This window comes from Sphingobium sp. FG58 (assembly GCF_057809055.1).
Genome location: NZ_JBMDJF010000006.1, coordinates 127,098 through 151,109 on the forward strand (window position 1 = coordinate 127,098; position 24,012 = coordinate 151,109).

The window sequence follows — 24,012 nt, forward strand, 5'->3', positions numbered from 1 at the left end:
GCCGCGCGCTTGACCTTTTTCGCATGTGCGGCAAATCATACATGGCCGTGGGGGCCGGGGTTAAGGGGAGTCCATCTTGAATAAGCCGATTCGCAAAGCCGTTTTTCCTGTCGCTGGGCTGGGCACGCGCTTTTTGCCCGCGACCAAATCAGTGCCCAAGGAATTGCTGCCGGTGGTCGACCGTCCGCTGATCCAATATGCAGTGGACGAGGCGCGCGAGGCGGGCATCGAGCAGATGATCTTCGTCACCGGGCGCGGCAAGGGCGCGATCGAGGATTATTTCGACATCGCCTTCGAGTGCGAGACCTTGCAGCGCGAGCGCGGCAAGGATCTGTCCGCGCTGGAAGGGACGCGGCTGGCACCGGGCAATGCGGTGTTCCTGCGCCAGCAGGAATCGCTGGGTCTGGGCCACGCCATCTGGTGCGCGCGCGACATTATCGGCGATGAGCCGTTCGCGATCCTGCTGCCCGACGAGTTCATGAAGGGCGTGCCGGGCAATGGCTGCATGAAGCAGATGGTCGATGCCTATGAGAAGGTTGGCGGAAATCTGGTCTGCGCGCTGGAAATCCCGATGGAACAGACGCCCAGCTATGGCGTGATCGATCCGGGCGTCCGTGATGGCGTACTGACGGAGGTGAAGGGGCTGGTCGAAAAACCCGCCGCCGGGACTGCACCGTCCAACCTGATCCTGCCCGGCCGCTATATCCTGCAACCCGATGTCATGAAGATATTGGAAACGCAGGAAAAAGGCGCAGGCGGCGAAATCCAGCTGACCGACGCGATGGCAGCGCTGATCGGCAAACAGCCGTTCCACGGCGTGACCTTCGACGGCCGCCGCTTCGATTGCGGGTCAAAGGCCGGCTATATCGAGGCCAATCTGGCGCTGGCGCTTGAGCGGGACGATCTGCGCGATCATATTCGCGCCTTCGCGGCCGAAGAACTGGCGCGCGGCTGATAAAAAAAGGGGCGGTTTCCACCGCCCCTTTTTGTAAAATGCATCGTGCCGATCAGAACGGCACTTCATCGTCCAGATCATTGTCGAAATTGGGGCTGCCTGCGCTGCCGCGGCCGCCGCTTGATGCGCCGCCGCCCGACGAACGCCCGCCACCAAAGCCGCCGCCGCTGTTGCCGCCGCCAAAATCATCATAGCCGCCTGACGATGCGCCCCAGTCGCTGACGCCCTGCTGCGAGCGGCCACCGCCGCCGCCCTGACCGCCGCCGCCGGGCGCGCCGTCCAGCATGGTCAGGACCGCGCCTGGACCCTGCACCATGACTTCGGTCGAATAGCGGTCATTGCCGCTCTGGTCCTGCCATTTGCGAGTGCGCAGCTGGCCTTCGATATAGATTTTGGAGCCTTTGCGCAGGAAACGCTCGGCGACGCCGACCAGCCCTTCGCCGCCGATGACAACAGTGTGCCATTCGGTGCGTTCCTTCTTCTCGCCTGTATTGCGATCCTTCCAGCTTTCGGACGTGGCGATGCGCAAATTGCATATTTTGCCGCCGTTCTGGAAGCTCTTGACCTCCGGGTCGGCGCCCAGATTGCCGACCAGAATGACCTTGTTGACCGAGCCTGCCATGATTCCTCCGAGAGATTAGCGGGCCTTTATAGCGACGCGCGGCGGCAAATCCAGCGGCGACATGGGGGACGGCTCAATGCGTCATGGCTCCCAGCACCAGACCACCCGACAACAGCGCCAGCCATGACCCAGCGATACGGCGCAGCCATCGCGCATCACCGCCACTTTCGCCCCGCCCCGCCCGCGCGCCCAACCCTGCCCACATGCTGGCGGCCAGGACCACCGAAGCGCCGAACAGCAGCAGATGCGGGCCGAACAGCGGGTCACGCGGCGATGGCAACAGGACCAGCCCGACCACAAGCCCCTTGGGATTGAGCAGGGTCGTGATGAACAATCGAGCGATGCCGACCGGCTGCGCCGCGACATGGCCGGACGGCACCCGCCACAGAATGATGGCGAGATAGAATATCCACAAGGCCGCGCCGAATTTCAGGACGCGCGCCAGGTCGGGCCACTGCGCCATGGCATCGGCACCGATCAACGCGACCGGCAGCACCACCAGCAGATAGGCCGCGAGTTCCGCCGGAACCAGCCGCAGCGTGGACCGCCAGCCGCCTTGTGCGCCTGCCAATGCCATCAGCGTATTGGTCGGGCCGGGCGTCAACAATAAGACCCAGATCGCAATGAGAAAGGGCGCTGTGGCCATATCCGGTTTCCAAGGAAGGACTATCCGGTCGGCTTAGTCCGTCGTGGCAGCGCCCGCCTTGATCCGGCACAAATTCAGCTGAGGCCCAATGCCGTCGCGGTCCAGAAGGTCAGGCCCGCCGCGACATAAGCCAGCACGAACAGATAGCCGAGCATAAACAAGGGCCATTTCCAGCCATTGGTTTCGCGCCGGGTCACCGCGATGGTCGAAATGCACTGGGGCGCGAAGATGAACCAGGCCAGAAACGCCAGCGCGGTCGGCAGCGGCCACTGGTCTTTCAGCCGGTCGCCAAGGCTGCGTTCCAGCAGCGCCTCGTCATCGCCAGCGTCGATCGAATAGACGGTGGCGAGCGCCGACACCGCGACTTCGCGCGCCGCCATCGCCGGGATCAACGCCAGCGAGATGTCGCGGTTGAAGCCGATCGGCTCCAATATGACGTTAAGACCGCCCGCTATCCGCCCCGCGATCGAATAATCGACCTGGCTAACGGCACTGTCTTCCGGTGGCTTGGGATAGGACAGCAGCACCCACAGGATCACGGTGGAGGTGAAGATGATGGTGCCGGCGCGCTTGAGGAAAATGATCGCGCGCTGCCACAGGCCAAGCAATATGTCCTGCGGCCGGGGCCACTGATATTTCGGCATTTCCATCAGGAAACCGCCGCTAGCCCCCTTGGTCACGGTCATGCGCAGGATCAGCGCCACCAGCATCGCGCCGATGATACCCGCGACATAGAGGCAGAAGAGAACGAAACCCTGCAGGCCGACACCCGGCAGCACATCGCGCGCCGGAATGAAAGCGCCGATGATGACGGCATAGACCGGCAGCCGCGCCGAGCAGGTCATCAGCGGCGCGATGAGGATGGTGGTCAGCCGATCCTTGGGGTCCGCGATGGTCCGCGTCGCCATGATGCCGGGAATGGCGCAGGCGAAGGAGGAGAGCAACGGAATGAAGGCACGGCCCGACAGGCCGACCTTGGCCATGATGCCGTCCATCAGGAAGGCGGCGCGGACCATATAGCCGGTCGCCTCCAGCATCAGGATGAAGAAGAAGAGGATGAGGATCTGGGGCAGGAACACCACCACTGACCCCACGCCATTGATGACGCCATCGACCAGGAAGGATCGCAGCATTCCGTCGGGCAGCGCGTCGCGCGCGGCGGTGGCGGCGGCCTCGGCCAGCCCCTCGATCATGGCGATCGGCGCTTCGGACCAGGCATAGACCGCCTGGAACATGACGAACAGCAGGCCGAGCAACAGCAGCAGCCCGAACACCGGATGCAGCGCCACGCGATCGACGGCGGCAGTCAGGCGGCGCGAGGGGGTTTCGCGCACGATGGCGGCGCGGGCGATGCGGCGGGCTTCGCCGCGCACCGTATCGAAATCGCGTTCCGGCGGCAGGGCTTTGGCCTCCGGCGCGGTGCTGCCCAGCAGGCCGCCCAATTCTTCGCGCAGATGGTCAAGCCCGCGCTTGCGCACAGCGACGGTCGCGATCACCGGCACGCCCAGTTCGCGCGCCAGCACGGCGGCGTCCAGTTCCAACCCGTCGCGGGTGGCAAGGTCCACCATATTGAGCGCCACGATCGTCGGCAGGCCGAGCGCGATCAGTTCCAGCGCGAATCGCAGATGATTGTCGAGGTTGGACGCATCGACCACGATCACCAGCGCATCGGGCCGCCTTTCGCCCGCCTGCCTGCCCATCACGACGTCGCGCGTCACCTGTTCATCGGGGCTGGCGGCGTTGAGGCTGTAGGTGCCGGGCAGATCGACCAGTTCGACCGGGCGACCATCGGCCAGCGCCAGCCGCCCCGCCTTGCGCTCCACCGTGACGCCAGGATAATTGCCCAGCTTCTGCCGCGCGCCGGTCAGCGCGTTGAACAGCGCGCTCTTGCCAGCATTCGGATTGCCGACCAGCGCGACCAGTGGCAGCGCGCTCATGGCGCGGCGTCCGGTCCGGTGCGGACGGTCACGGCGGCGGCGTGATTGCGGCGCATGGCAATGGTCATGCGGCCCACCTTGCAGGCGATCGGTCCCTCGCCCCACAGGCCGCCATGGTGCAGCGCCTCAACACTCGCCCCTTCGCACAGGCCGAATTCGCGCAGGCGCTGGCCTTCCGACGGGGAAAGCGCGGACCAGTCGATCAGGTCAACAAAGGCAGGCTGGCGCAGGGGCAATTCGGTAAGGCGCACGGGGACACATACTCACAGGACAATTGCTGCGAGTGACTATCAATACCGATTAGGAAAGACCAGAAGGAAATAGCGTTCGGCGCGGCAGATCATATCGCCGGGTAACGCAGCCGCCCGATGAAACGCGCCAGGCTAAGCCGTTCGCCGCCACCCACGCCCTTGACCTGTGCCTTGAGCTTTTCGAAGCGCATGACGCCTTCGATCCGCCGGGCGAGGAAGGCGCGGCTGTCGGCATGACCTTCGCTTTCGTCGTCCACGAACACCAGCAGCGTGGCGGCATAGACCCCCGCCAGCGTCATCCGCTTGGTATAATGGGCAAGGTCCGTGGCATTGTCGCCCGCCGCGCGCCACATGACGTCGGCCGCGCGCCAGCCCAGCCGGGTCGCGCGCGCTGCATTGGTCGGCATGGCGAGGATGGCGATGGCGCGGCGCAGCGCTTCGCGGTCGGGCGCAAGCAGGTCGAGACGCGCCTCCACCAGCGCGATGATCCTGCGCCGGATCGACAGCGTATCGAGCGTTTCGGGTCGCAGAGCGTCCAGCATCCGCGCATCGATGCTGGCGAACCAGGCGTCGATCATGTCGACCGGCCCATCGGCAAAGGCGAGCGCGGCAATGTCTGGATCAACGCCCTTTTCCGCCGCCGCCATCGCGACCGCCTCCTTGCGCCAGCCATCAAAGGCGGCATGGCGCGCCAGCACGGGTGCCAGCAGGACGCGGATTTCGTCGAGGGTCATGTCGGCAATGTCGCTCATTACGCTAATCTAGGCACGGGAGGGCAACCGCACAAGCACCAGCGCAGCGGCAACCGCCATCGTCCCCACCATATCAGTAACGCTCAGCCATTCGCCAAACAGCATCCAGCCCAGAACCGCCGATACCGCCGGTTGCAGCAGCAGGCTCAGCCCCAGCACCAGCGGAGTGAACCAGCCGATCGCATAGGTGAGCAGCCCCTGCCCGATCAGCTGGCTGGTCAGCGCCAGCACCACCAGCGGGGTCCAGTCGCCCGGCATGATCCGCTCGCCCAGCCACAGCGCGCACAGCAAGAGCGGCGGCGCGCTGACGACGCTGGAGATCGCCAGCACCGACCAGCTGTCCAGCCGCCCGCGCACCCCCTGCACGATCAAGAGATAGCCGGTATAGAGCGCGCCTGCGAGCAGGCAGAGCAGGTCGCCATGGAGGTAGCGGGGCGAGAGTTCATAGCTGCCCGCCATCATCACCGCCGCGCCAGCAGCCGCCAGAGTGAGCGCGATTCCCTGCATCCGCTTTGGCCGCTGGCGCAGCACGACCAGCCCCCAGATCGGCAGCATCAGCCCGCTCATATTGCCGAATATGGTGGCGTTGGTGACTTTGGTATAAAGAATGCCGATATGCCAGGCGACCAGATCCGCCGCGAAGAACAGCCCGGACCAGACCAGTGCGCCCCATTCGCGCATCGTCGGCGCGGTGCGGCGCAGCCCCGGCAGCGCCAGCAGGATGAGGAAAGGCAGGGCCAGCGTCAGCCGCCAGAAGGCCGCCGCCACCGGCCCGACATCGGCCAGCCGAACCAGCACCGGACCGAGCGGCAGTATGAGATTTGCCAATATGAGTGCGGGAAATGCGAATTTCGGCATAGCCGCGCGCATGGTAGGGGTTGAACTGGCCATGGCGGCTCCCTAGCTGGCTTTCAGCATCAAGTCCCGTTGCAATTTGCAACTTTGAAAAAGGGGAGATTTCATGTCCAGCCTGTTCAAACCTGTCCAGATCGGCGCCATCACCGCCCCCAACCGCGCCATCATGGCGCCGCTGACCCGTGGCCGCGCAACGCGTGACCATGTGCCTACCCCGATCATGATCGACTATTATCGCCAGCGCGCAGGCGCGGGCCTGATCATCACCGAAGCGACCGGCATTTCGCGCCAGGGGCTGGGCTGGCCTTATGCGCCTGGCATCTGGTCGGACGAACAGGTCGCCGCCTGGCAGCCAGTGACGCAGGCCGTGCATGATGCGGGTGGACGGATCATCGTCCAGCTGTGGCATATGGGGCGGCAGGTCCATTCAAGCGTGACCGGCGAGCAACCGGTGTCGTCCAGCGCGACAGCGACGGCGGGCGACGCCCACACCTATGAGGGCAAAGCGCCGTTCGAGACCGCCCGTCCACTGACGCTTGAGGAAATTCCCGGCCTGATCGACACCTATGTCGTGGCCGCGCGCAATGCGATCCGCGCCGGATTTGACGGGGTGCAGATTCACGCCGCCAATGGCTATCTGATCGACCAGTTCCTGCGCGACAACGCCAATTTCCGCACCGACCAATATGGTGGGAGCATCGAAAACCGCGTGCGGTTGCTGGCAGAGGTGACGCAGGCGGTGGCCGATGCGATCGGCGCAGACAAGGTGTCGGTGCGCCTGTCACCCAATGGCGATTCGCAGGGCGTGGACGACAGCAATCCTGGGCCGCTTTTCGCCCATGTCGCGCAAGTGCTGAACGCGATCGGTATCGCCTCGCTCGAACTGCGCGAACCGGGACCGGACGGCTCGTTCGGCGCAACCGACGTGCCGCGCCAGTCGCCGCTGATCCGCCAGCATTTCAAGGGACCGCTGATCCTGAACAGCGATTATGACAAGGACCGGGCGCAGGCAGATCTGGACAGCGGCCTTGCCGACGCGATCAGCTTTGGCCGCCCCTTCATCGCCAATCCCGACCTGGTGGAACGGCTGGGCAGCGGCGCGCCGTTGAACCCGATCAAGGGCATGGAGACCTGGTATAGTCCGGGTGAGCTGGGTTATACCGACTATCCGGCACTGGCCGAACAAGGCGCCACGGCGTAACCACATTACCCGTCACCCCCGCGAAAGCGGGGACCCAACGTGCCGCCGCCAATCCAGCTGCGTAACGAAACATGGGTTCCCGCCTGCGCGGGAATGACGGGTGTTTTACGAGTTTTCCGGCGCTCTACTTACAATCCTCCCCTTGCAGGGGAGGATTTTTTTGTCCCTTACGCCCCGAACCGTTCGCGCAGGGCCAGCATCGCGATGGCAGCCTTGGCCGCTTCGCCGCCCTTGTCCTTTTCGGTCCGCTTCGCGCGGGTCAGCGCTTGCGCTTCATTTTCGACCGTCAAAATGCCGTTGCCGATCGCGATCGCATCCATGCTGAGCGCCATCAGGCCGCGCGCGCTTTCGTTCGACACGACTTCGAAATGATAGGTTTCGCCGCGGATCACCACGCCGATGGCGATGAAGCCGTCATAGCGGCCGCTTTCCGCCGCCAGCGCGATCGCGCCGGGGATTTCCAGTGCGCCCGGCACCGTCACCACCTCATATTTATGCCCGGCGTCATCCAGCGCGGCTTTTGCGCCCTCGATCAGCAGGTCGTTGAGATGGTCGTAGAAGCGCGCTTCGACGATCAGGAATTTGGCCATGATAAATCCTTTACTGCTCGATCGGACGCTGCCCAACCACGGCCAGGTCATAGCCGTCAAGCGCGATCAGGCTATGATGGCTGTTGGTCAGCAGGACCATGTCATGCACGCCCAGTTCCGCCAATATCTGTGCGCCCGCGCCATAGTTGCGCAGTTCGTCCATATCGCCGACGGCGATACCGGCATTTTGCTGAAGCATCCGGGTAAGGACGTCGGGTTCGTCGCCGCGCAGCAGGACGATGATGCCCGCACCTTCCGCGCTGATAATCTCCATGGATCGTTGCAGCAGGCCGGAGCGCGGCCCCTGCTTGCCGAACGTGTCGCTCAGCGGCGCGAACTGGTGCATCCGCACCAATGTGGGCTTGTCGGGGTCGACATGGCCCTTCTGCAACACCAGCTGCTCGGTCTGGGTCGCCTTGTTGTAGAAGCTTATCGCCTTCCAGTCGCCGCCCCACTGGCTCTGAAACACGGTTTCGGCGCGGCGCTCGACAATATGGTCGTGGCGGCGGCGATAGGCGATCAGGTCGCGGATCGTACCGATCTTCATCTTGTGCTTTTGCGCAAAGGGGATGAGGTCGTCGAGGCGTGCCATCGTGCCGTCATCCTTCATCACTTCGCAGATGACGCCCGACGGGTTGAGACCGGCGAGCCGCGCGACGTCCACCGCCGCTTCGGTATGGCCGGTGCGCACCAGCACCCCGCCATCCTTGGCTACCAGCGGAAAGACATGGCCCGGTGTGACGATATCGTCCTTGCCCTTCGACCCGTCGATCGCTACGGAGATGGTGCGGGCGCGGTCCGCCGCGCTGATCCCGGTGGTCACCCCCTCGCGCGCCTCGATCGACACGGTGAAGGCGGTTTCATGCCGCGTGCCATTATTGCGGCTCATCAGGCCCAGGCCCAGTTCATCGACCCGCGCCTTGCTCAGCGCCAGGCAGATCAGGCCGCGGCCATGGGTGGCCATGAAATTGATCGCATCGGGGGTCGCCATCTGCGCCGGGATCACCAGATCGCCCTCATTCTCGCGATCCTCGTCATCGACCAGGATGAACATGCGGCCGTTGCGGGCTTCGTTGATGATTTCTTCGGGGGAGGCGAGCGCGGTGCCGCCTTCACGCTTCAAAAGATAGGCTTCCAGCTTGCCCAATGTATCGGCGGTCGGGTTCCAGTCGCCCTCGCCCAGCTTGCGCAGCGAATTGGCGTGCAGACCCGCCGCACGGGCAAGGCCGGATCGCGACATGCCACCATCGGTGACGAGGCTGCGGACGGTATCGATTAGGGCTGAGGACATGGCAAACGACTCCTTCCCGATCGCCGGGATGGGCCGTATATCACATTGCAGTGTGATTATATCAAGAGGCAATCACATTGTGCGGTTGCGAACACTCATCATCCGGTCAAGATAGCGCGCGAGGACATCAATCTCCAGATTAAAAGCCCGCCCCTGCGGCAGCGCGTCGAGCGTCGTTTCAGCCGCCGTGTGCGGGATGATGTTCAGGCCGAAATGCACGCTGCCATCGGGCTGATCCTCGACGCTGTTCACGGTCAGCGAAATACCGTCCAGCGTGATCGACCCCTTGGCCGCCAGCGCAGCGGCCAGCGCGGCAGGCGCGGCAATGACCAGCCGGGTCGAATCGCCCTGCGGCGTGGCCGACACCAGATGGCCCACGCCATCGACATGGCCGGTAACGATATGCCCGCCCAGCTCATCGCCGACCTTGAGCGCGCGTTCCAGATTGAGCCGGCCGCCCTGCGTCCATAGGCCCGGCGCGGTGCGCGCGACGGTTTCGGCCGACAGATCGACCGCGAACCAGTTCGCGCCCTTTTCCACCACGGTCAGGCAGGCCCCCGAACAGGCGATCGACGCGCCGATCGCAACCGACGCCATGTCATAGCCGCTGCCGATGACCAGCCTCAGGTCGCCGCGTTGTTCCGCCTGGCGGATGGTGCCGATGTCGGTGATGATGCCGGTGAACATATTTCTGGACCGCCCTCAAACATCCGTTCGCCCTGAGCTTGTCGAAGGGCCGCACTTCTTGAGAAGAAGGACAAGGCTTCGACAAGCTCAGCCCGAACGGGGTAAAACTCACGCGGTCATCTAAGCGCTGGACACCGCCTCGTAAACCTCCAGCCGATCAACCCCCAGCCGCCGTTCGTCGGTCAGCCGCCAGCGACCATGCGCATTGGCCAGGTCCATCAGGCCAATGTCGCCAATTCCCGCCAGACCCGCGCCGATAATGATGGGCGCGCGATAGAGCAGCAGCCGGTCGACCAGCCCAGCGCGCAGAAAGGCTGCTGCCGTTTCCGCGCCCCCTTCCACCAGCAGATGATCGACCCGGTCGAGCGCGGCAATCTCGTCGGGCGCGCCGATCCGTTCCCATCCATCGGGCGCATCGCCCCGGCTGAGCAATATCCGGCGGGGCGAGCGGTCCTCCAGCCCAGCCAGCCGCACGTCCAGCCCCGGCGCATCGGCGCGCAGCGTGCCGCCGCCCACCACTATCGCGTCGTGCCGCGCCCGCTCGACATGGGCATGGGCACGCGCATCCGGGCCGGTGATCCAGCGACTGGAGCCATCCGCCAGCGCAATCCGTCCATCTAGCGAGAGGCCGAGCTTCAGCGTCACATGCGGCCGCCCGCGCGTCTGGCGCAGCACAAAGCCCGCCATGGCGCGCGCAGCTTCCTCCGCCAGCAGTCCCATCTCGACCGTGATGCCGCGCTCGCGCAGCCAGGCCGCGCCCTGCCCATCGGTGCGCGGATCAGGGTCGCGCAGCGCGATCACCACCCGCGCCACCCCGGCACGCGCCAGCAAATCAGCGCAACGCGGCCCGCGCGGCGACAGATGAAAACAGGGCTCCAGCGTCACATAGGCCGTCGCCCCATGGGCCTGCTCCATCGCCTGCCCCAGCGCCTGCGCTTCGGCATGGGGGCGACCACCCTTTTGCGTCCAGCCACGTCCCACCACATGGCCATCGCGCACGATCAAGCAGCCGACATTGGGATTGGGAGTAGAAAGCCCGCGCCCGCGCCCCGACAGCGCGATGGCAGCGGCCATGAAACGCCGGTTGGCGGCGGACGTCGACGTCTGGCTCAGGGCTTGGCGACTTCCGGTTGCGCGCCCGGCTTGCTCTCAGCCTCCGCCTTCACTAACCGCTGGTCGAGCATCGCGTTGATCTGCTTGACCGCTTCCTTGCGCCGGGCGGTATTGCGCGCCTCATCCTTGCGCCAGTCGATGCCGAACGCATCGGCGATCTTCTGCATCTCCACCTGATTTTTTTGCAGGATGGCGTCGCGCCGGGCCAGATCCATCTTCTGTTGCAGGATGATCGCGGCATCGCTGCGATTCGCGTCCCAACTTTGGAAATAGATGATCTTGTTGCGCGTCGGCATGGTGTTGGTGTTGGCGTCGGTGATGAATGTCCACACGATCACCCAGGTGAACGCCATCGAAACCCCCAGCAGCGGCCATTTATGCTGGCGCGGCTGGCGGAAATAGCCCCACAGATCGCCAAGCGCGCTCTTGGGGGAAACGGGACGGGGAAAAATCGCCATGTCGCCCATATAGTGCAGGCCGCGCCCGGATGCAAAAGGGGTGGGATGCAAAAGGGGTGGTGTAACGTCCATCCTCCCCTTTTGGGGGAAGATGGACGTCACTCGTCACCGGTTCGTCAATGTGAAGCGCACCGTCAGCGTTTTCGTGGTCGCCACTGGCACGCCGTCCCGCGTGGCGGGGCGGAAGCGCCATTTGCGCAGGGCGTGACGCTGGGTCGCGAGCCAGAAGCTCTCGTCGGTCGCAGACACCCGCGATATGTCGGTCACCCGCCCTTCCGCATTGATCGTGACCCGCACCGTCACCGCGCCTTCCAGTCCCTGACGGATCATCGCGCCGGGATAGTCGGGCTGAAACTGCGACAGCGCGCGCGGATCGATACCGGCATCGACCAGCACAGGCACACGGGGTGGATCGGCAGGCGGCTGGATGATGGTGGGACCAGGATCAATCGCGTCCCCCATCCCGGTGCCGCCGGTGATTACGGGATCGCCCTGCGCGCCGGGCACGATCGGGTCCGTAGCGGTGGGTCGCTGCTCGATCGGCCGCGTCTTGATCGGTTTCTCGACGGTCTGTTCGACAGGTTCGGGCGGCGGCGGATCACTGATCGGAATGTTCGTCGTCGTCAACGGCGGTGGTGTGAAAACCGTGTCGATCACCTCCTTGGGGATCAGCAGCCACGCCCCGATCACCAGCGCATGGACGGCGATCGCCCCGCCAATGCCAACCGGCGATCCGGTGCCGCTGCGATAGCCCGATAGCACTGGCCTCTCGCCTGCACCTGCTATTCTCCCATGCCCGATGGCTGCCTGCATCATGCTCATCCGCATTGCCCGACTCCTCTCCTGCCCGTCCACTTTTGGACGGTGCATGACATGTTACATCATATTTCTATGATATGTTGCAACATCATTTTTAGGATCGCGTAGATGCTCTGCTTCACTCCTTAGAACAGCGTGTCGATGGCGTGGATGATCAGCCCCACCAGTCCGCCGACCAGCGTGCCGTTAATGCGGATATATTGCAGGTCGCGGCCAACCGCACCCTCCAGCCGATTGGTGATCGTGCCCGCGTCCCAGCCGCGCACCGTATCGCTGACCAGCCGGACGATCGCGTCGCCATAGGTAGCGGTCGCCCCCACCGCCGCGCGGCGCACGAAGCGGTTGATGACATGCCGCAGCCGCGCATCCTCCTGCAACGTGCCGCCAAGCTGGCGCAGTGCCTCCCCCAGTCGCCCGGCCATCGCCTTGCCCGGATCGCGCACCGCGCGCAGTAATCCGCTGCGCGCCTGTTCCCAAAGGCCGTCGATCCAGCGCTGCATCGCCGGATTGTCGAGAATTTCGTCGCGGATTTGCGCCGCCTTCGCCTGCATCTCAATGTCGAACTGGAGATCGAAGGCGAGCTTGGCCATCCCCTCCTCGGCCTTCAGCCGCAGGCTGTGACCCGGATCAGCGGCCATTTCCGCCAGCATCTTGCGCAGCCCGTCGATGATCGCATTGGCCAGATTTTCGTCCAGCCCCGTCCAGCGCAGCACCTTGCCCGCCTTGTCATGCACCATCTGGCGGATCAGATGATCATTCGCCTCCAGCGTCCTGTCGGCCCAGTGGATGATGCCGTCCATTACCGGCGCATGGCGGCCGTCGCGCATCGCCGCCTCAATCGCCTGCCCCACCAGCGGGCCGATATTGATGCCCCGCAGCCGCTGGCCGATCGCGCCCTTGACCATGCCACCAAGCCGTTCCTGGTCCAACGCCTCCAGCATGTCGGCGATCAGGCGCGACGCACCTTCGCGCAGACGCCCGTCGCCCGCCGATGGACTGGCCAGAAAGCGTCCGGCCGCGGCCGCGACATCCATGCCGCGCATCCGCCGCGCGACGACCGCAGGCGTCAGGAAATTGTCGCGCAGGAAGATCGCCAGCGTCTCGCCGATCCGGTCCTTGTTACGCGGGATGATCGCAGTGTGCGGAATGGGCAGGCCCAGCGGGTGACGGAACAGGGCCGTGACAGCGAACCAGTCGGCCAGGCCACCGACCATCGCCGCCTCGGCAAAGGCCTGCACGAAGCCGATGGCCGGGTGCAGATGCGCGGTGCTGCGCGCGGCGATGAACAGAGCCGCCATCGCCAGCAACATCCCCGTCGCCAGCAGCCGCATCCGTCGCGCGGGATTGGGCAGGCTTTCGCCGATCGGGCGGGGGACGCGGAGCAACTTCATGGCTCCCCAACGGTTACGCCGCCGTTTCGTTCAGGCAAAGCGTTGTTTTGCTACCCGATCACTCCGCCGGTTGGACATGCCCCGGTGCATCCTTGTCATCGCCCGGCTTGTAGGTCAGCAGTCCCCGGCCCAGACGCGGCCCGACCCAGCTTTCGATCGCGATCGCCAGACTGAAAGTTGCCGGCACTATCACCAGCGTCAGCACGGTGGACAGCAGCAGCCCGCCGATCACGGTGATGCCCATCGGCGCACGCCAGGCGCCATCGCCCGACAGCGACAGGGCGGTCGGCACCATGCCCGCCACCATTGCCACGGTGGTCATGACGATCGGCTGGGCGCGCTTGTGTCCCGCATCCATGATCGCCTCGAACTTGGGTACACCCTTCTCCATCTCCTCCAGCGCGAAGTCGATGACGAGGATGGAGTTTTTGGCAACGATGCCAAGCAGCATCAGCAGGCCGATGAACACCGGCATCGACAGTGGCTGCCCCGCGATATGCAGCGCAAGCGCGCCGCCCAGCGGCGCGAGCAACAGCGACCCCAGATTGACGAAGGGCGGCATGATCCGCTTGTAGAGCAGCACCAGCACCGCCAGCACCAGCATGATGCCGGAAATGACGGCGATGATGAAATTCTCGATCATCTCATTTTGCCATTTCGCATCCCCGGCTGTGATCTTCTGCACACCCTGCAACTTGCCTTCGTTGATCTGCTTCATCACCGGAATGGCGTTGATCTTCGCCATTGCCTGGCTGGTGACGATGCCCGGTGCCAGATCAGCCCCCACGACGATACGGCGGATCTGGTTATAACGGCGGATCTGCGTCGGCCCCGCGCCAAAGCTGATGTCGGCGACCACCTTCAATGGCACCGATCCGCCATTGACCGTGGGCACAGGCATATTCTCGATCGTGCCGATATCCTTGCGGCTTTCCTCGGCGATCGAGACACGGATCGGAATCTGGCGATCGGACAGCGAGAATTTCGCGCTATTCTGGTCGATTTCGCCGATCGTGGCGATGCGGATGGTCTGGCTCAGCGCAGCAGTGGTCACCCCCATGCTGGCGGCAAGGTCCAGTCGCGGCTTGATGATGATTTCGGGCCGCTGCATGTCGCCCTGTACCCGCGGCGCGCGCAATTCGCGGATTTTGGCCATTTCTGCGACCAGCTCGTTGGCAACTGCGTCCAACTTTTCAGGGTCGTCGGACCCGAACATCATGATGATGTCGCGACCAAAACCGCCACCCGACTGCGACTGGAAATTCACTCGCGCGTCGGCGATCGTCTGGAATTTCGGCGCGATCTTGCGCTCCCAGTCCACCGACGACATCGGCCGGTCTTTTTTGAGTGTCAGGAAGATGTCGGCATTGGTGGTTTCGATGTCGGCAAAAGCCGCATCGACCACGTCAGTGTCGGCCGCCAGCATGTCGGCGACCCGGCGGGTAATCGCGGTCGTCTGCGCCAATGTGCTGCCCGGCACAGTCTCGATCTTCACCTGGCTGAAATCGGTATTGGTGACCGGCTGGAAGGTCATGGGCAAAGTCGCAAAGGCAATGATCGTCGCGACAAAGGCCAGAAAACCAAAGCCGACAGTCCACATCCGGTGATCCAGGAAAATCGCGGTAAAGCGCCGCCATCCGCCCCGCCCGCGATGAGCCATTGCCTTTCGTTCGTCGAGCGACCAGCGCAGTACGCTCATATAGCGGTCCATCAGCCAGCCTTCGCCATGGCTTTCGGCACCATGGGCCTTGAGGAAATAGGCCGCGATCATCGGCGTGATCAACCGCGCGACCGCCAGGCTCATGAGGACGGACACGACCACCGTCATGCCGAACTGGATGAAGAACTGTCCCGAAAGCCCCGGCATCAACGCCACCGGCAGGAATACCGCGACGATCGCCATGGTGGTTGCCAGCACGGCCAGACCTATTTCATCGGCCGCGTCGATCGATGCCTGATAGGCGCTTTTGCCCATGCGCATGTGGCGGACGATATTCTCGATCTCCACGATCGCGTCATCGACCAGCACGCCGGCGACCAGACTGAGGGCCAGAAGCGAAATGCTGTTCAGCGTAAAGCCCATCATGTCCATGAACCAGAAGGACGGGATCGCCGACAGCGGGATCGCCAGCGCCGAAATCATCGTGGCGCGCCAGTCGCGCAGGAACAGGAATACGATCACGACTGCCAGCACCGCGCCCTCGATCATCGCGGCCATCGCCGAATGATATTGGTCCTTGGTGTAATCGACGCTGGTGTAGAGCTGCTTGAAGGTGACCTTGGGGTTTTCCTTGCGCAGCTTGTCCAGCTCGACCATGGCATCGTCATAGACGGAAACGTCGGACGCGCCCTTGGCCTTTTCCAGGGTGAAACTGGTAACCTGGCGCCCGTTCATCAGCGACATGTTGCGCTGTTCAGCATACATGTCGCGCACATCGGCAATATCGGCCAGCTTGACCGTGCGACCACCGGTAATGGCGATCTGCGCCGCACCCAGATCGCGCGCATTGCGGGCGTTACCCAGCACGCGGATCGACTGTTCGGCCCCGGCGATTTCGGTACGCCCACCGGCCGCATTCAGATTAACCTGCTGCAACTGCTGGTTGACCTGCGCGGCGGTGATGCCGAAGGCCTGCAATTTGGCCGGGTCCAGAATGACGCGAATTTCGCGGCTTACGCCGCCGCCGCGATTGGCTGCCGCCATGCCGCTGACCGACCGCAACCGTTTGGCTACGGTATTGTCGACATACCAGGACAATTCCTCCAGCGTCATGTCGGTCGCTTCGGCGCTGAAATAGGCGATCGGCCCGCCATCAATGTCGACGCGGGTGACTTGCGGCTCCAAAATACCATCGGGCAGGTCGCTGCGAATCTGGTCGATGGCGTTTTTGACATCGCTGACGGCCCGGTCGATCGGCGTGCCGATGGCAAACTGGACATTGCTCAGCGACCGGCCTTCGGACGCGAAAGAGGTGATTTCATCGACACCGCTGATGCCGCGCACCGCCGCTTCGACCCGCTGCGTGACCTGGGTTTCCAGTTCGGTCGGGGCTGCACCCGGCTGACTGACGACCACGCTGACCATCGGAAAGCTGATGTCGGGATTATTGTTGATGTCCATGCGGCTGAAACTGACCAGCCCCGCCAGCAGCAGCGCGGCAAACATCACCAGCGGCGTCACCGGATTGCGGATGGCCCAGGCCGACATATTGCGAAAATTCATGGGCTACCGCTTCCTTCGCCGGACGCAATCCGTCCTCTCATCCGTATCACCACCACCCCGAAATGAGGGCAGTCGCGCCTTTTTTTACCGGCCCTTGATCGGCTCCGGCTTCACCTTCTGCCCAGGGGCCAGGAAGGCGCCGGCCGACGTCACGATCTTTTCATTGCCGGTAATGCCGCTTGTCACCGCGACACCCGCCTCCGACACCTGACCCACGGTCACGGCGCGCCGTTCGACCTCATTCTTGCCGTTGACGACATAGACATAATTGCCCTTGGGATCGCTCTGCACCGCTGATTCCGGCAGCAAGGGTGCGCTGCCCGATCCGCTGGTGATGGTGACGGCGGCAAAGCCGCCCGGCCGGATCGCCGCCTGATAAGGCAGCGCGATGCGGGCAATGCCCTGCCGCGTCTGCGGATCGACCACAGGCGATACCTGCCACACCCGTCCGGCAAACTGGTCCTTGCCACCCACCGGAGTGACGATGGCGCTGTTACCGGCGCGCAGCGATTGCAAGTCACCCTCGGCCACCTGCGCCAGCAATTCCATCTCGCCATCCTTGGCCATGCGGAACAGCACGCCGCTGCCAGACCCCACAATCTGCCCCGGCTCGACCGCGCGGGTCAGCACCAGGCCATTGGCCGGCGCACGAATGTCCAGCCGCCCGGTGCGGGCGCGCTGTTCGGCCAGCTGGGCGACGGCGACATTGACGCGCGCATTGGCCGCGTCACGGGTCGCGGTGCGCTGATCAATGTCCGCCGCGCTGATGAAACCGCGCCCGACCAGCGCCTTGGCGCGATCGAGCTGCGCTTGCGCCAGCTTGGCATCGGCACGGGCGACATCGACCTGCGCGGCCAGCGAATTGACCTGCTGCGCCTGCACCGACCGTTCGATCACCGCCAGCACCTGCCCGGCGCGCACCCAGTCGCCCGGCTGCACCAGGACTTGGGCGACCATGCCGCCTTCGCCCACGACCCCGACCGGCATGTCAACACGTGCGCCAAGCGATCCGGTCGCGGTCACCGTGCGAGCGACGGTGGACTGGCCCGGACTACTGACGGTCACAACCGGCACCTGCGCCGTGACCGCAGGCGCAGCCGCACCGCCGCCGCGCATCGAAATCCACACCGCGCTACCCACCAGCAACAGGACGACCACCGCCGCGACCAGCCACAGCCGCCGCTTGCGCGCGCGCGCCTCCTCATCGTCGATGACGACAGCTGAGTCTGCCATGACCTGGGTCTCGTAATTCATGCGATTCTGTCTCTCCGGCGCTTCGCCATCCACCAACTGTGTTATATGAATATAGCACCGCCCTCAACCCCCAATATCATGGGTCAAAGGGGGAGGGCAAAGCGATATTGCGCGACTGTATAAGCCAGAGCGGAGGAAATGGCACGGTGGTTCGTTTGGCGCGAACGGGACCGGCTGCGGCGTGGAACGGGATTCATTTGCCAAAAGCCCCCGATTATGGCGCTATATGCGCCGGGTGCGAAACATCGAGGGAGAGGAGCGCGCCATGGATTTGCTAGGTTGGATCTTTATCGGCCTGTTGGCCGGGGCAATCGCAAAGCTGATCATGCCGGGACGCGACCCTGGCGGCTGTATCGTCACTATGTTGCTGGGCATCGCCGGGGCGCTGTTGGCGGGCTTTGTCGGCCGCCTCGCGGGCTTCTATTCTTCGGGCCAGAACGCGGGCTTCATCGCCGCGATCCTGGGATCGGTCGCCGTGCTGGCTCTCTACCGCTGGTTTGCTACGCGGAGATAGGGTTAGACGTAAGCGTGCAGGCCAGTGCGGGACACAACAAAAAAGACCGCGCCCCGGTGAGGAGCGCGGCCTTTTGGGCAGTCAGTCGTGAAGGTGCGTTTAGCGCACCGATCCGCGACGGACCAGGTTGACGATCGCCAGCAGGATGATCGCGCCGACCAGCGACACCAGGAAGCTGTACAGCGTCAGGCCTGCATTGTTGATCGAACCGCCGCTGAAAATCATGCCGCCGATAAACGCACCGACGATGCCGACGACGATATTGAGCAGGATGCCCTGCTGCGCGTCAGTCCGCATGACCATGCTGGCGAGCCAGCCAATAATGCCACCGACGACAAGCCACATAATGATGCCCATGATACTCTCCTTGACCACGCCCCCAGCGGGTTGGGTGCTGCGGGATTAACGGTGCAAGGGGCAGCCTGTTCCATGGGTGAAAAATGATTCCGGGCGGGAAACCATCCCCGTCCCGCCTCGTTACAGGCGGTTTTTCTTGATGGTTGGTTTTTCAAAGGCGCATTTCAACAAAGATTCCCAAGCAAAAGGGGCCGCCGGATGCTTTCCGGCGGCCCCTTTTATGCTGCGTCACTGACGCCCGCGCGGACAGGTCAATATTTCTGCTGCCGTTCGTAAAGGGACTTATAATATTGGATGCGCGTCACGCGCAGGCCGTGCATCCCCGACCGGTCGACCGCCCGCTGCCAGCCGGCAAATTCTTCCAGCGTCAGATTATAGCGCGCGCACGCCTCATCCACGGTCAGCAAACCGCCATTCACGGCCGACACGACTTCGGCCTTGCGCCGCACGACCCAACGTGTCGTGTCCGGTGGCGGGAGGCTGTCCAGCGTCAGCGGTTCTCCGAGCGGCCCGACGACCTGGGCTGGCCGTATTTTCTGGTTTTCGATCATTACTACCCTCAAAAGCGGCGCTGGCGTTGTCAAATCCAGCAGCGAAACCTTGATATATGTTCAGCCCTGAAGAACGGCTAAAGCGCCAAGGTAAACGCCACCTTCATCATCCTTTCCCCACAGCTAAACGGTTCGCGATCAGCGGATTAAAGCTTCCTGCTAGCCGAACGGCTTCGATCATGCCGCCGGAACGTGGCGCGAAAATTCCCGCCAGCTCCTGAATCCAGTCTTCCGTTCCATCCTGCCCCCGCAGGACGCCCGCAACCGCCAGCGCAGTCGGGCTGGCCGCCTGCTGTGCTGCACAGGCAGCCCGCAGGAACGGCCAGACCGGCACGCGTGCGCGGCCAAGGGGTCTGGCATTGGCGGGGGTAAGCCCGCCTGTCCGAAGAAAACTCAAATCCATGAAGCTGCTTCTACGCGACAATGGATAAGGGTCGGTAAATGGGCGCTCGCTTTGTCGCATCCCGCGCTGCGGCCCGTCGCATCACGCCCACTGGCATGAAAAGCGCACTGCGCGTATAGGCGCGACCATGCAGCCAGAGTTTCAGCTAGCCCAGCCGCTCGACGCGCGGCGCATTGTCGTTGCCATGTCCGGCGGGGTCGATTCCTCCGTCGTCGCCGCGCTTGCCGCCAAAACCGGCGCGGAAGTGATCGGCGTCACGCTCCAGCTTTATGATCATGGCGCGGCGGTGGGCCGCACCGGCAGTTGCTGCGCGGGGCAGGACATACGTGATGCCCGCGCCGTCGCCGACCGCATCGGCATCGCCCATTATGTGTTCGATTATGAAAGCCGCTTCCGCGAGTCGGTGATTGCCGACTTTGCCGACGAATATATGGCCGGGCGCACCCCCATCCCCTGCGTCAAATGCAATATGGGTGTGAAATTCACCGACCTGTTCCAGATTGCGCGCGATCTGGGGGCCGACTGCCTCGCCACCGGCCATTATGTCCGCCGGGTAGAGGGCGCGAACGGCGCGGAACTGCACCGCGCCGCTGATCCCGCGCGCGACCAGAGCTATTTCCTGTTCGCCACCACCCAGGCGCAGCTTGATTATCTGCGCTTTCCGTTGGGCGGCTTACCGAAACCGATGGTGCGCGAAATCGCCGCCGAACTGGGGCTGGCCGTAGCCTTGAAACCCGACAGCCAGGACATCTGTTTCGTCCCCGACGGCGATTATGCCAAGATCGTCCGCAAACTCCGCCCCGACGCGGATGAAGGCGGCGACATCGTCCATGTCGATGGCCGGGTGCTGGGCCGGCACAAGGGGATGATCCATTTCACCGTCGGCCAGCGCAAGGGGCTGGAGATTGGCGGCCAGCCCGACCCGCTCTATGTCATAAGGCTGGATGCGGCGGACAAGCGCGTGATCGTGGGACCAAAGGCGGCACTGGCGGTATCAGGCGCGACGTTGAGCGACATCAACTGGCTGGGCCGCGACTTTGCCGGACCGCTAACGGCGAAAGTGCGGTCGATGGCGAAGCCCGTGCCCGCGCGGCTGGTGGACGGGCAATTGCTGTTCGACGCCCCCGAATATGGCGTCGCGCCGGGGCAGGCGGCGGTGCTGTATGACGGCGACCATGTGCTGGGCGGCGGCTGGATCGCCAGCACGCAGAGCGCGATGATGGACGCATAATCCTTCCCAAGCTTGCTTGGGGAGGGGGACCGCGCGAAACGTGGTGGAGGGGAAACGGCACGACCTGCGCATTGCCCCTCCACCACTCGCTTTGCGAGCGGTCCCCCTCGCCACGCCTGCGGCGCAAGGAGGATTAGATCCCCCCAAATCCTTGCCCTCCCCCCCCGGCCCCGCTAAGGCCCGCGCGTCATGACTCGCACCCTCACCTTCGCCATTCCCAAGGGCCGCATCCTCGATGAAGCGCTGCCTTTGCTTGCCAAAGCCGGTATCGAGCCGGAGGCGGAGTTTCATGACAAGAAAAGCCGCGCGCTGCGCTTCGCGACAAATCGCCCCGACGTGTCGATCATCCGCGTGCGCGCGTTCGACGTCGCCACCTTCGTCGCCCATGGCGCGGCCCAGATCGGCATTGTCGGCTCCGACGTGGTGGAGGAATTCGACTATTCCGAACTCTATGCGCCCGTGGACCTCGACATTGGTCATTGCCGTCTGTCGGTCGCGCAGCCCGCTGACCTGGCCGACGAGGATGAAGCCGCGATCAGCCACGTCCGCGTCGCCACCAAATATCCGCACCTGACGCGCAAATATTATGAAGCGCGCGGGCTTCAGGCCGAATGCGTCAAGCTGAACGGCGCGATGGAGCTGGCCCCGTCGCTCGGCCTGTCGCGGCGCATCGTCGATCTCGTCTCGTCGGGCGCGACGCTGAAAGCCAATGGGCTGGTCGAAACCGACATCATCATGCCCATTTCCGCCCGCCTGATCGTCAACCGCGCCGCCTTCAAAATGCGCTCGGCCGAACTCGCGCCGATGGTGGAGGCGTTTCGCAAGGCGGTGGGGGTGAAGGATGCGGCGTAACGCCTCCGTCGTCATTCCCGCGAAGGCGGGAACCCATCTCCCAACAGCGATCCTCGACGCAAGGTATCGGAGATGGATCCCCGCCTTCGCGGGGATGACGGTAAAAGAGCTGCAAATCCCATGACCCAGCGCCTCACCACCACCGCCCCCGATTTTGCCGCCGCCTTCACCACGCTCGTAGATGCGCGCCGTGAAGCGGATGAGGATGTATCCCGCGATGTGACCGCGATCCTGAAAGCCGTGCGCGCGGGCGGCGACGCGGCGCTGGCGGATTATACGCAGCGTTTCGACCATCATGACCTGAACGTCACCGGATGGGCGGTGACGCCAGCGGAAACCCGCGCCGCGCTCGACGGCATTTCCAGCACGCTGCGCGACGCGCTTGAACTCGCCGCCGCGCGCATCACCGCCTATCATGAAAAGCAGCGTCCCGTGGACAGCGACGGCGTGGACAGCGCGGGCGTGCGTCTGGGCGCGCGCTGGAGCGCGGTGGACGCGGCGGGCCTCTATGTGCCGGGCGGTCGCGCCGCCTATCCCAGCTCGCTGCTGATGAACGTCATTCCCGCCAAGGTCGCGGGGGTCAGCCGCATCGCCATGGTCACGCCGACTCCCAATGGCGAGATCAATCCGCTGGTCCTTGCCGCCGCGCACATTGCGGGGATCGAGGAAATCTGGCGCGTCGGCGGGGCGCAGGCCGTCGCCGCGCTCGCCTATGGCACAGACCGCATCGCCCCGGTGGACGTCATCACCGGTCCCGGCAACGCCTGGGTCGCCGAAGCCAAGCGCCAGCTTTACGGCGTGGTCGGCATCGATATGGTCGCCGGGCCGTCCGAAATCGTCGTTGTCGCCGATGCGAAGAATGACCCGGACTGGATCGCCGCCGACCTTTTGAGCCAGTCTGAACATGACCCAACCAGCCAGTCGATCCTGTTCACCGATGACGCGGCCTTTGCCGATGCGGTCGAACGCGCGGTCGAGGGTCGGCTTGGCCAGCTCGCCACGGAAAAGGTCGCCCGCGCCAGCTGGACCGCCAATGGCGCGATCATTGTCGTGCGCGATTTTGAGGAGGCGATGCCGCTGGTAAACCGCCTGGCCGCCGAACATCTCGAACTGGCGGTGGATGATCCCGACGCTTTGTTCGCCAAGGTCCGCCATGCAGGCTCGGTATTCCTGGGCCGGATGACCCCCGAAGCGGTCGGCGATTATGTCGCCGGTCCCAACCACGTCCTGCCCACCGGGCGCCGTGCGCGCTTCTCGTCGGGCCTGTCGGTGCTCGACTTCATGAAGCGCACCAGCTTCCTGAGCCTCGACGATGCCGCAATCCGCGCGATCGGCCCGGCGGCGGTGGCGCTGGCCGAAGCCGAAGGCCTGCCTGCGCACGCTGCATCAGTATCTCTCCGTTTAACATAAATTCCGTTCGCCCTGAGCGAAGTCGAAGGGCTGGGCAGAGCCGAAGGCGAAGCCGCTTCGCTTCGCTCAGCAGAGGGCTTCGACAAGCTCAGCCCGAACGGCTAAGGAAGACATTATGAACGCACGCTCCAAATCCCGCTCCGCCGCGCGCCTTGCCGCGGTGCAGGCGCTGTATCAGCTCGAAATGGAGGGAACCCCCGTCCATGTCCTGCTGCACGAATTCCATGCCCATCGCCTGGGCGCCACGATCGAGGACGTGACCTACGCCCCGGCGGAGGAGCCGTTTTTCGATGATGTCGTGTCCGGCGTAGACAAGCGCCGCGACGAGATTGACGCGCTGATCGTCGCCCGCCTGTCGAGCGGCTGGAGCCTCGACCGGCTCGACAAGCCGATGCGCCAGATATTGCGCGCAGGCACTTATGAACTGCTGGCCCGCGCCGACATCGCGACCGCAACGATCATCAGCGAATATGTCGACGTCGCCCACGCCTTCTACGACAAGCGCGAATCCGGCTTCGTCAACGGCCTGCTGGATGCGGTGGCGAAAGACGCGCGGAAATAAAGCTCCGTTCGCCCTGAGCGAAGTCGAAGGGCGCGCCTGAGCGAAGTCGAAGGCATCTCGCTGCGCTCGATGTAGGGCTTCGACTTC

Annotated in this window: 25 protein-coding genes; 7 read left to right on the forward strand and 18 right to left on the reverse strand. The window is 64.2% G+C overall.

Annotated elements, in window-relative coordinates:
* The first annotated feature begins 73 nt into the window (after positions 1-73).
* Entirely contained in the window at positions 74-955 is an 882-nt protein-coding gene (locus ACODR8_RS09765) for a UTP--glucose-1-phosphate uridylyltransferase (RefSeq protein ID WP_489007151.1), read from the forward strand.
* A 52-nt stretch (positions 956-1,007) separates the two neighbouring features.
* Here ACODR8_RS09765 and ssb read toward each other — a convergent pair whose 3' ends face one another.
* The 6 genes from ssb to ACODR8_RS09795 all read right to left on the reverse strand — a co-directional run bounded on the left by ssb (position 1,008) and on the right by ACODR8_RS09795 (position 6,054).
* A complete protein-coding gene (gene ssb, locus ACODR8_RS09770; RefSeq protein WP_294137092.1) occupies positions 1,008-1,577 on the reverse strand; it encodes a single-stranded DNA-binding protein in 570 nt (189 codons plus the stop codon).
* A 73-nt stretch (positions 1,578-1,650) separates the two neighbouring features.
* Positions 1,651-2,223, reverse strand: coding sequence for a LysE family translocator (locus ACODR8_RS09775; protein WP_489007058.1), 573 nt, complete (start codon positions 2,221-2,223; stop codon positions 1,651-1,653).
* 74 nt (positions 2,224-2,297) lie between these two features.
* On the reverse strand, positions 2,298-4,160 hold the full coding sequence (feoB, locus tag ACODR8_RS09780) for a ferrous iron transporter B (RefSeq protein WP_489007059.1): 1,863 nt from the start codon (positions 4,158-4,160) through the stop codon (positions 2,298-2,300).
* Positions 4,157-4,411: a FeoA family protein gene (locus ACODR8_RS09785; protein ID WP_489007060.1), complete on the reverse strand. Its 255-nt coding sequence runs from the start codon at positions 4,409-4,411 to the stop codon at positions 4,157-4,159. The genes feoB and ACODR8_RS09785 overlap by 4 nt, the downstream gene beginning before the upstream one ends.
* A gap of 89 nt (positions 4,412-4,500) precedes the next feature.
* Positions 4,501-5,163 carry a COQ9 family protein gene (locus ACODR8_RS09790; RefSeq protein ID WP_489007061.1) on the reverse strand — a complete coding sequence of 221 codons (663 nt, stop codon included), beginning with the start codon at positions 5,161-5,163 and terminating at the stop codon, positions 4,501-4,503.
* Positions 5,164-5,172: 9 nt separating this feature from the next.
* Positions 5,173-6,054 carry a DMT family transporter gene (locus ACODR8_RS09795; RefSeq protein ID WP_489007062.1) on the reverse strand — a complete coding sequence of 294 codons (882 nt, stop codon included), beginning with the start codon at positions 6,052-6,054 and terminating at the stop codon, positions 5,173-5,175.
* Between the two features lie 70 nt (positions 6,055-6,124).
* Here ACODR8_RS09795 and ACODR8_RS09800 point away from each other — a divergent pair, with 70 nt between their 5' ends.
* Positions 6,125-7,219, forward strand: a complete 1,095-nt coding sequence (locus ACODR8_RS09800; RefSeq protein WP_489007063.1) for an alkene reductase — start codon at positions 6,125-6,127, stop codon at positions 7,217-7,219.
* Positions 7,220-7,386: 167 nt separating this feature from the next.
* On the opposite strand, the gene ribH is transcribed toward ACODR8_RS09800, so the two are convergent.
* From ribH to ACODR8_RS09845, 9 genes are all read right to left on the reverse strand, one after another.
* Positions 7,387-7,809, reverse strand: a complete 423-nt coding sequence (gene ribH / locus ACODR8_RS09805) for a 6,7-dimethyl-8-ribityllumazine synthase (RefSeq protein ID WP_017184317.1) — start codon at positions 7,807-7,809, stop codon at positions 7,387-7,389.
* A 10-nt stretch (positions 7,810-7,819) separates the two neighbouring features.
* Positions 7,820-9,100, reverse strand: a complete 1,281-nt coding sequence (gene ribB, locus ACODR8_RS09810) for a 3,4-dihydroxy-2-butanone-4-phosphate synthase (protein WP_489007064.1) — start codon at positions 9,098-9,100, stop codon at positions 7,820-7,822.
* 72 nt (positions 9,101-9,172) lie between these two features.
* Positions 9,173-9,787: a riboflavin synthase gene (locus ACODR8_RS09815; RefSeq protein ID WP_489007065.1), complete on the reverse strand. Its 615-nt coding sequence runs from the start codon at positions 9,785-9,787 to the stop codon at positions 9,173-9,175.
* Positions 9,788-9,907: 120 nt separating this feature from the next.
* Positions 9,908-10,861 carry a bifunctional diaminohydroxyphosphoribosylaminopyrimidine deaminase/5-amino-6-(5-phosphoribosylamino)uracil reductase RibD gene (gene ribD, locus ACODR8_RS09820; RefSeq protein ID WP_489007066.1) on the reverse strand — a complete coding sequence of 318 codons (954 nt, stop codon included), beginning with the start codon at positions 10,859-10,861 and terminating at the stop codon, positions 9,908-9,910.
* Positions 10,862-10,896: 35 nt separating this feature from the next.
* Positions 10,897-11,367: a hypothetical protein gene (locus tag ACODR8_RS09825; protein ID WP_489007067.1), complete on the reverse strand. Its 471-nt coding sequence runs from the start codon at positions 11,365-11,367 to the stop codon at positions 10,897-10,899.
* Between the two features lie 96 nt (positions 11,368-11,463).
* The gene (locus tag ACODR8_RS09830) at positions 11,464-12,186 is read right to left on the reverse strand and encodes an energy transducer TonB (RefSeq protein ID WP_489007068.1); all 723 of its coding nucleotides are present in this window, start codon (positions 12,184-12,186) and stop codon (positions 11,464-11,466) included.
* A 116-nt stretch (positions 12,187-12,302) separates the two neighbouring features.
* On the reverse strand, positions 12,303-13,568 hold the full coding sequence (locus ACODR8_RS09835; RefSeq protein WP_489007069.1) for a DUF445 domain-containing protein: 1,266 nt from the start codon (positions 13,566-13,568) through the stop codon (positions 12,303-12,305).
* A 58-nt stretch (positions 13,569-13,626) separates the two neighbouring features.
* On the reverse strand, positions 13,627-16,791 hold the full coding sequence (locus ACODR8_RS09840; protein WP_489007070.1) for an efflux RND transporter permease subunit: 3,165 nt from the start codon (positions 16,789-16,791) through the stop codon (positions 13,627-13,629).
* Positions 16,792-16,875: 84 nt separating this feature from the next.
* A complete protein-coding gene (locus tag ACODR8_RS09845) occupies positions 16,876-18,045 on the reverse strand; it encodes an efflux RND transporter periplasmic adaptor subunit (RefSeq protein WP_489007071.1) in 1,170 nt (389 codons plus the stop codon).
* A 265-nt stretch (positions 18,046-18,310) separates the two neighbouring features.
* On the opposite strand from ACODR8_RS09845, the gene ACODR8_RS09850 reads away from it, so the two are divergent.
* Positions 18,311-18,559, forward strand: coding sequence for a GlsB/YeaQ/YmgE family stress response membrane protein (locus tag ACODR8_RS09850; RefSeq protein WP_489007072.1), 249 nt, complete (start codon positions 18,311-18,313; stop codon positions 18,557-18,559).
* A 99-nt stretch (positions 18,560-18,658) separates the two neighbouring features.
* Here the strand turns inward: ACODR8_RS09850 and ACODR8_RS09855 are convergent, their stop codons facing one another.
* The 3 genes from ACODR8_RS09855 to ACODR8_RS09865 all read right to left on the reverse strand — a co-directional run bounded on the left by ACODR8_RS09855 (position 18,659) and on the right by ACODR8_RS09865 (position 19,870).
* Positions 18,659-18,916: a GlsB/YeaQ/YmgE family stress response membrane protein gene (locus ACODR8_RS09855; RefSeq protein WP_217674270.1), complete on the reverse strand. Its 258-nt coding sequence runs from the start codon at positions 18,914-18,916 to the stop codon at positions 18,659-18,661.
* 251 nt (positions 18,917-19,167) lie between these two features.
* Entirely contained in the window at positions 19,168-19,467 is a 300-nt protein-coding gene (gene sciP, locus ACODR8_RS09860; RefSeq protein WP_006952381.1) for a CtrA inhibitor SciP, read from the reverse strand.
* A 106-nt stretch (positions 19,468-19,573) separates the two neighbouring features.
* The gene (locus ACODR8_RS09865) at positions 19,574-19,870 is read right to left on the reverse strand and encodes a hypothetical protein (RefSeq protein WP_006952382.1); all 297 of its coding nucleotides are present in this window, start codon (positions 19,868-19,870) and stop codon (positions 19,574-19,576) included.
* A 127-nt stretch (positions 19,871-19,997) separates the two neighbouring features.
* Here ACODR8_RS09865 and mnmA point away from each other — a divergent pair, with 127 nt between their 5' ends.
* The 4 genes from mnmA (at position 19,998) to nusB (ending at position 23,925) form a co-directional block, all read left to right on the forward strand.
* Positions 19,998-21,101, forward strand: a complete 1,104-nt coding sequence (gene mnmA / locus ACODR8_RS09870; protein ID WP_489007073.1) for a tRNA 2-thiouridine(34) synthase MnmA — start codon at positions 19,998-20,000, stop codon at positions 21,099-21,101.
* A 189-nt stretch (positions 21,102-21,290) separates the two neighbouring features.
* Positions 21,291-21,953: an ATP phosphoribosyltransferase gene (gene hisG, locus ACODR8_RS09875; RefSeq protein WP_294137075.1), complete on the forward strand. Its 663-nt coding sequence runs from the start codon at positions 21,291-21,293 to the stop codon at positions 21,951-21,953.
* Between the two features lie 120 nt (positions 21,954-22,073).
* Positions 22,074-23,363, forward strand: coding sequence for a histidinol dehydrogenase (gene hisD, locus ACODR8_RS09880; protein ID WP_489007074.1), 1,290 nt, complete (start codon positions 22,074-22,076; stop codon positions 23,361-23,363).
* A gap of 115 nt (positions 23,364-23,478) precedes the next feature.
* A complete protein-coding gene (nusB, locus tag ACODR8_RS09885; RefSeq protein ID WP_489007075.1) occupies positions 23,479-23,925 on the forward strand; it encodes a transcription antitermination factor NusB in 447 nt (148 codons plus the stop codon).
* The last annotated feature ends 87 nt before the right edge of the window (positions 23,926-24,012 follow it).

Bases quoted from the DNA above. Each gene is read 5' to 3' on its own strand.
- ACODR8_RS09840 (WP_489007070.1), bottom strand. From the start codon at position 16,791: ATGAATTTTCGCAATATGTCGGCCTGGGCCATCCGCAATCCGGTGACG.
- ribD (WP_489007066.1), bottom strand. From the start codon at position 10,861: ATGGCCGCTGCCATCGCGCTGTCGGGGCGCGGGCGCGGGCTTTCTACT.
- ribB (WP_489007064.1), bottom strand. From the start codon at position 9,100: ATGTCCTCAGCCCTAATCGATACCGTCCGCAGCCTCGTCACCGATGGT.
- sciP (WP_006952381.1), bottom strand. From the start codon at position 19,467: ATGATCGAAAACCAGAAAATACGGCCAGCCCAGGTCGTCGGGCCGCTC.
- ACODR8_RS09825 (WP_489007067.1), bottom strand. From the start codon at position 11,367: ATGGGCGACATGGCGATTTTTCCCCGTCCCGTTTCCCCCAAGAGCGCG.
- ACODR8_RS09800 (WP_489007063.1), top strand. From the start codon at position 6,125: ATGTCCAGCCTGTTCAAACCTGTCCAGATCGGCGCCATCACCGCCCCC.
- ACODR8_RS09850 (WP_489007072.1), top strand. From the start codon at position 18,311: ATGGATTTGCTAGGTTGGATCTTTATCGGCCTGTTGGCCGGGGCAATC.
- hisG (WP_294137075.1), top strand. From the start codon at position 21,291: ATGACTCGCACCCTCACCTTCGCCATTCCCAAGGGCCGCATCCTCGAT.
- hisD (WP_489007074.1), top strand. From the start codon at position 22,074: ATGACCCAGCGCCTCACCACCACCGCCCCCGATTTTGCCGCCGCCTTC.
- ACODR8_RS09790 (WP_489007061.1), bottom strand. From the start codon at position 5,163: ATGAGCGACATTGCCGACATGACCCTCGACGAAATCCGCGTCCTGCTG.
- ACODR8_RS09845 (WP_489007071.1), bottom strand. From the start codon at position 18,045: ATGAATTACGAGACCCAGGTCATGGCAGACTCAGCTGTCGTCATCGAC.
- ACODR8_RS09865 (WP_006952382.1), bottom strand. From the start codon at position 19,870: ATGGATTTGAGTTTTCTTCGGACAGGCGGGCTTACCCCCGCCAATGCC.
- ssb (WP_294137092.1), bottom strand. From the start codon at position 1,577: ATGGCAGGCTCGGTCAACAAGGTCATTCTGGTCGGCAATCTGGGCGCC.
- ACODR8_RS09835 (WP_489007069.1), bottom strand. From the start codon at position 13,568: ATGAAGTTGCTCCGCGTCCCCCGCCCGATCGGCGAAAGCCTGCCCAAT.
- ACODR8_RS09795 (WP_489007062.1), bottom strand. From the start codon at position 6,054: ATGGCCAGTTCAACCCCTACCATGCGCGCGGCTATGCCGAAATTCGCA.
- feoB (WP_489007059.1), bottom strand. From the start codon at position 4,160: ATGAGCGCGCTGCCACTGGTCGCGCTGGTCGGCAATCCGAATGCTGGC.
- ACODR8_RS09855 (WP_217674270.1), bottom strand. From the start codon at position 18,916: ATGGGCATCATTATGTGGCTTGTCGTCGGTGGCATTATTGGCTGGCTC.
- nusB (WP_489007075.1), top strand. From the start codon at position 23,479: ATGAACGCACGCTCCAAATCCCGCTCCGCCGCGCGCCTTGCCGCGGTG.
- ribH (WP_017184317.1), bottom strand. From the start codon at position 7,809: ATGGCCAAATTCCTGATCGTCGAAGCGCGCTTCTACGACCATCTCAAC.
- mnmA (WP_489007073.1), top strand. From the start codon at position 19,998: ATGCAGCCAGAGTTTCAGCTAGCCCAGCCGCTCGACGCGCGGCGCATT.
- ACODR8_RS09815 (WP_489007065.1), bottom strand. From the start codon at position 9,787: ATGTTCACCGGCATCATCACCGACATCGGCACCATCCGCCAGGCGGAA.
- ACODR8_RS09775 (WP_489007058.1), bottom strand. From the start codon at position 2,223: ATGGCCACAGCGCCCTTTCTCATTGCGATCTGGGTCTTATTGTTGACG.
- ACODR8_RS09830 (WP_489007068.1), bottom strand. From the start codon at position 12,186: ATGCGGATGAGCATGATGCAGGCAGCCATCGGGCATGGGAGAATAGCA.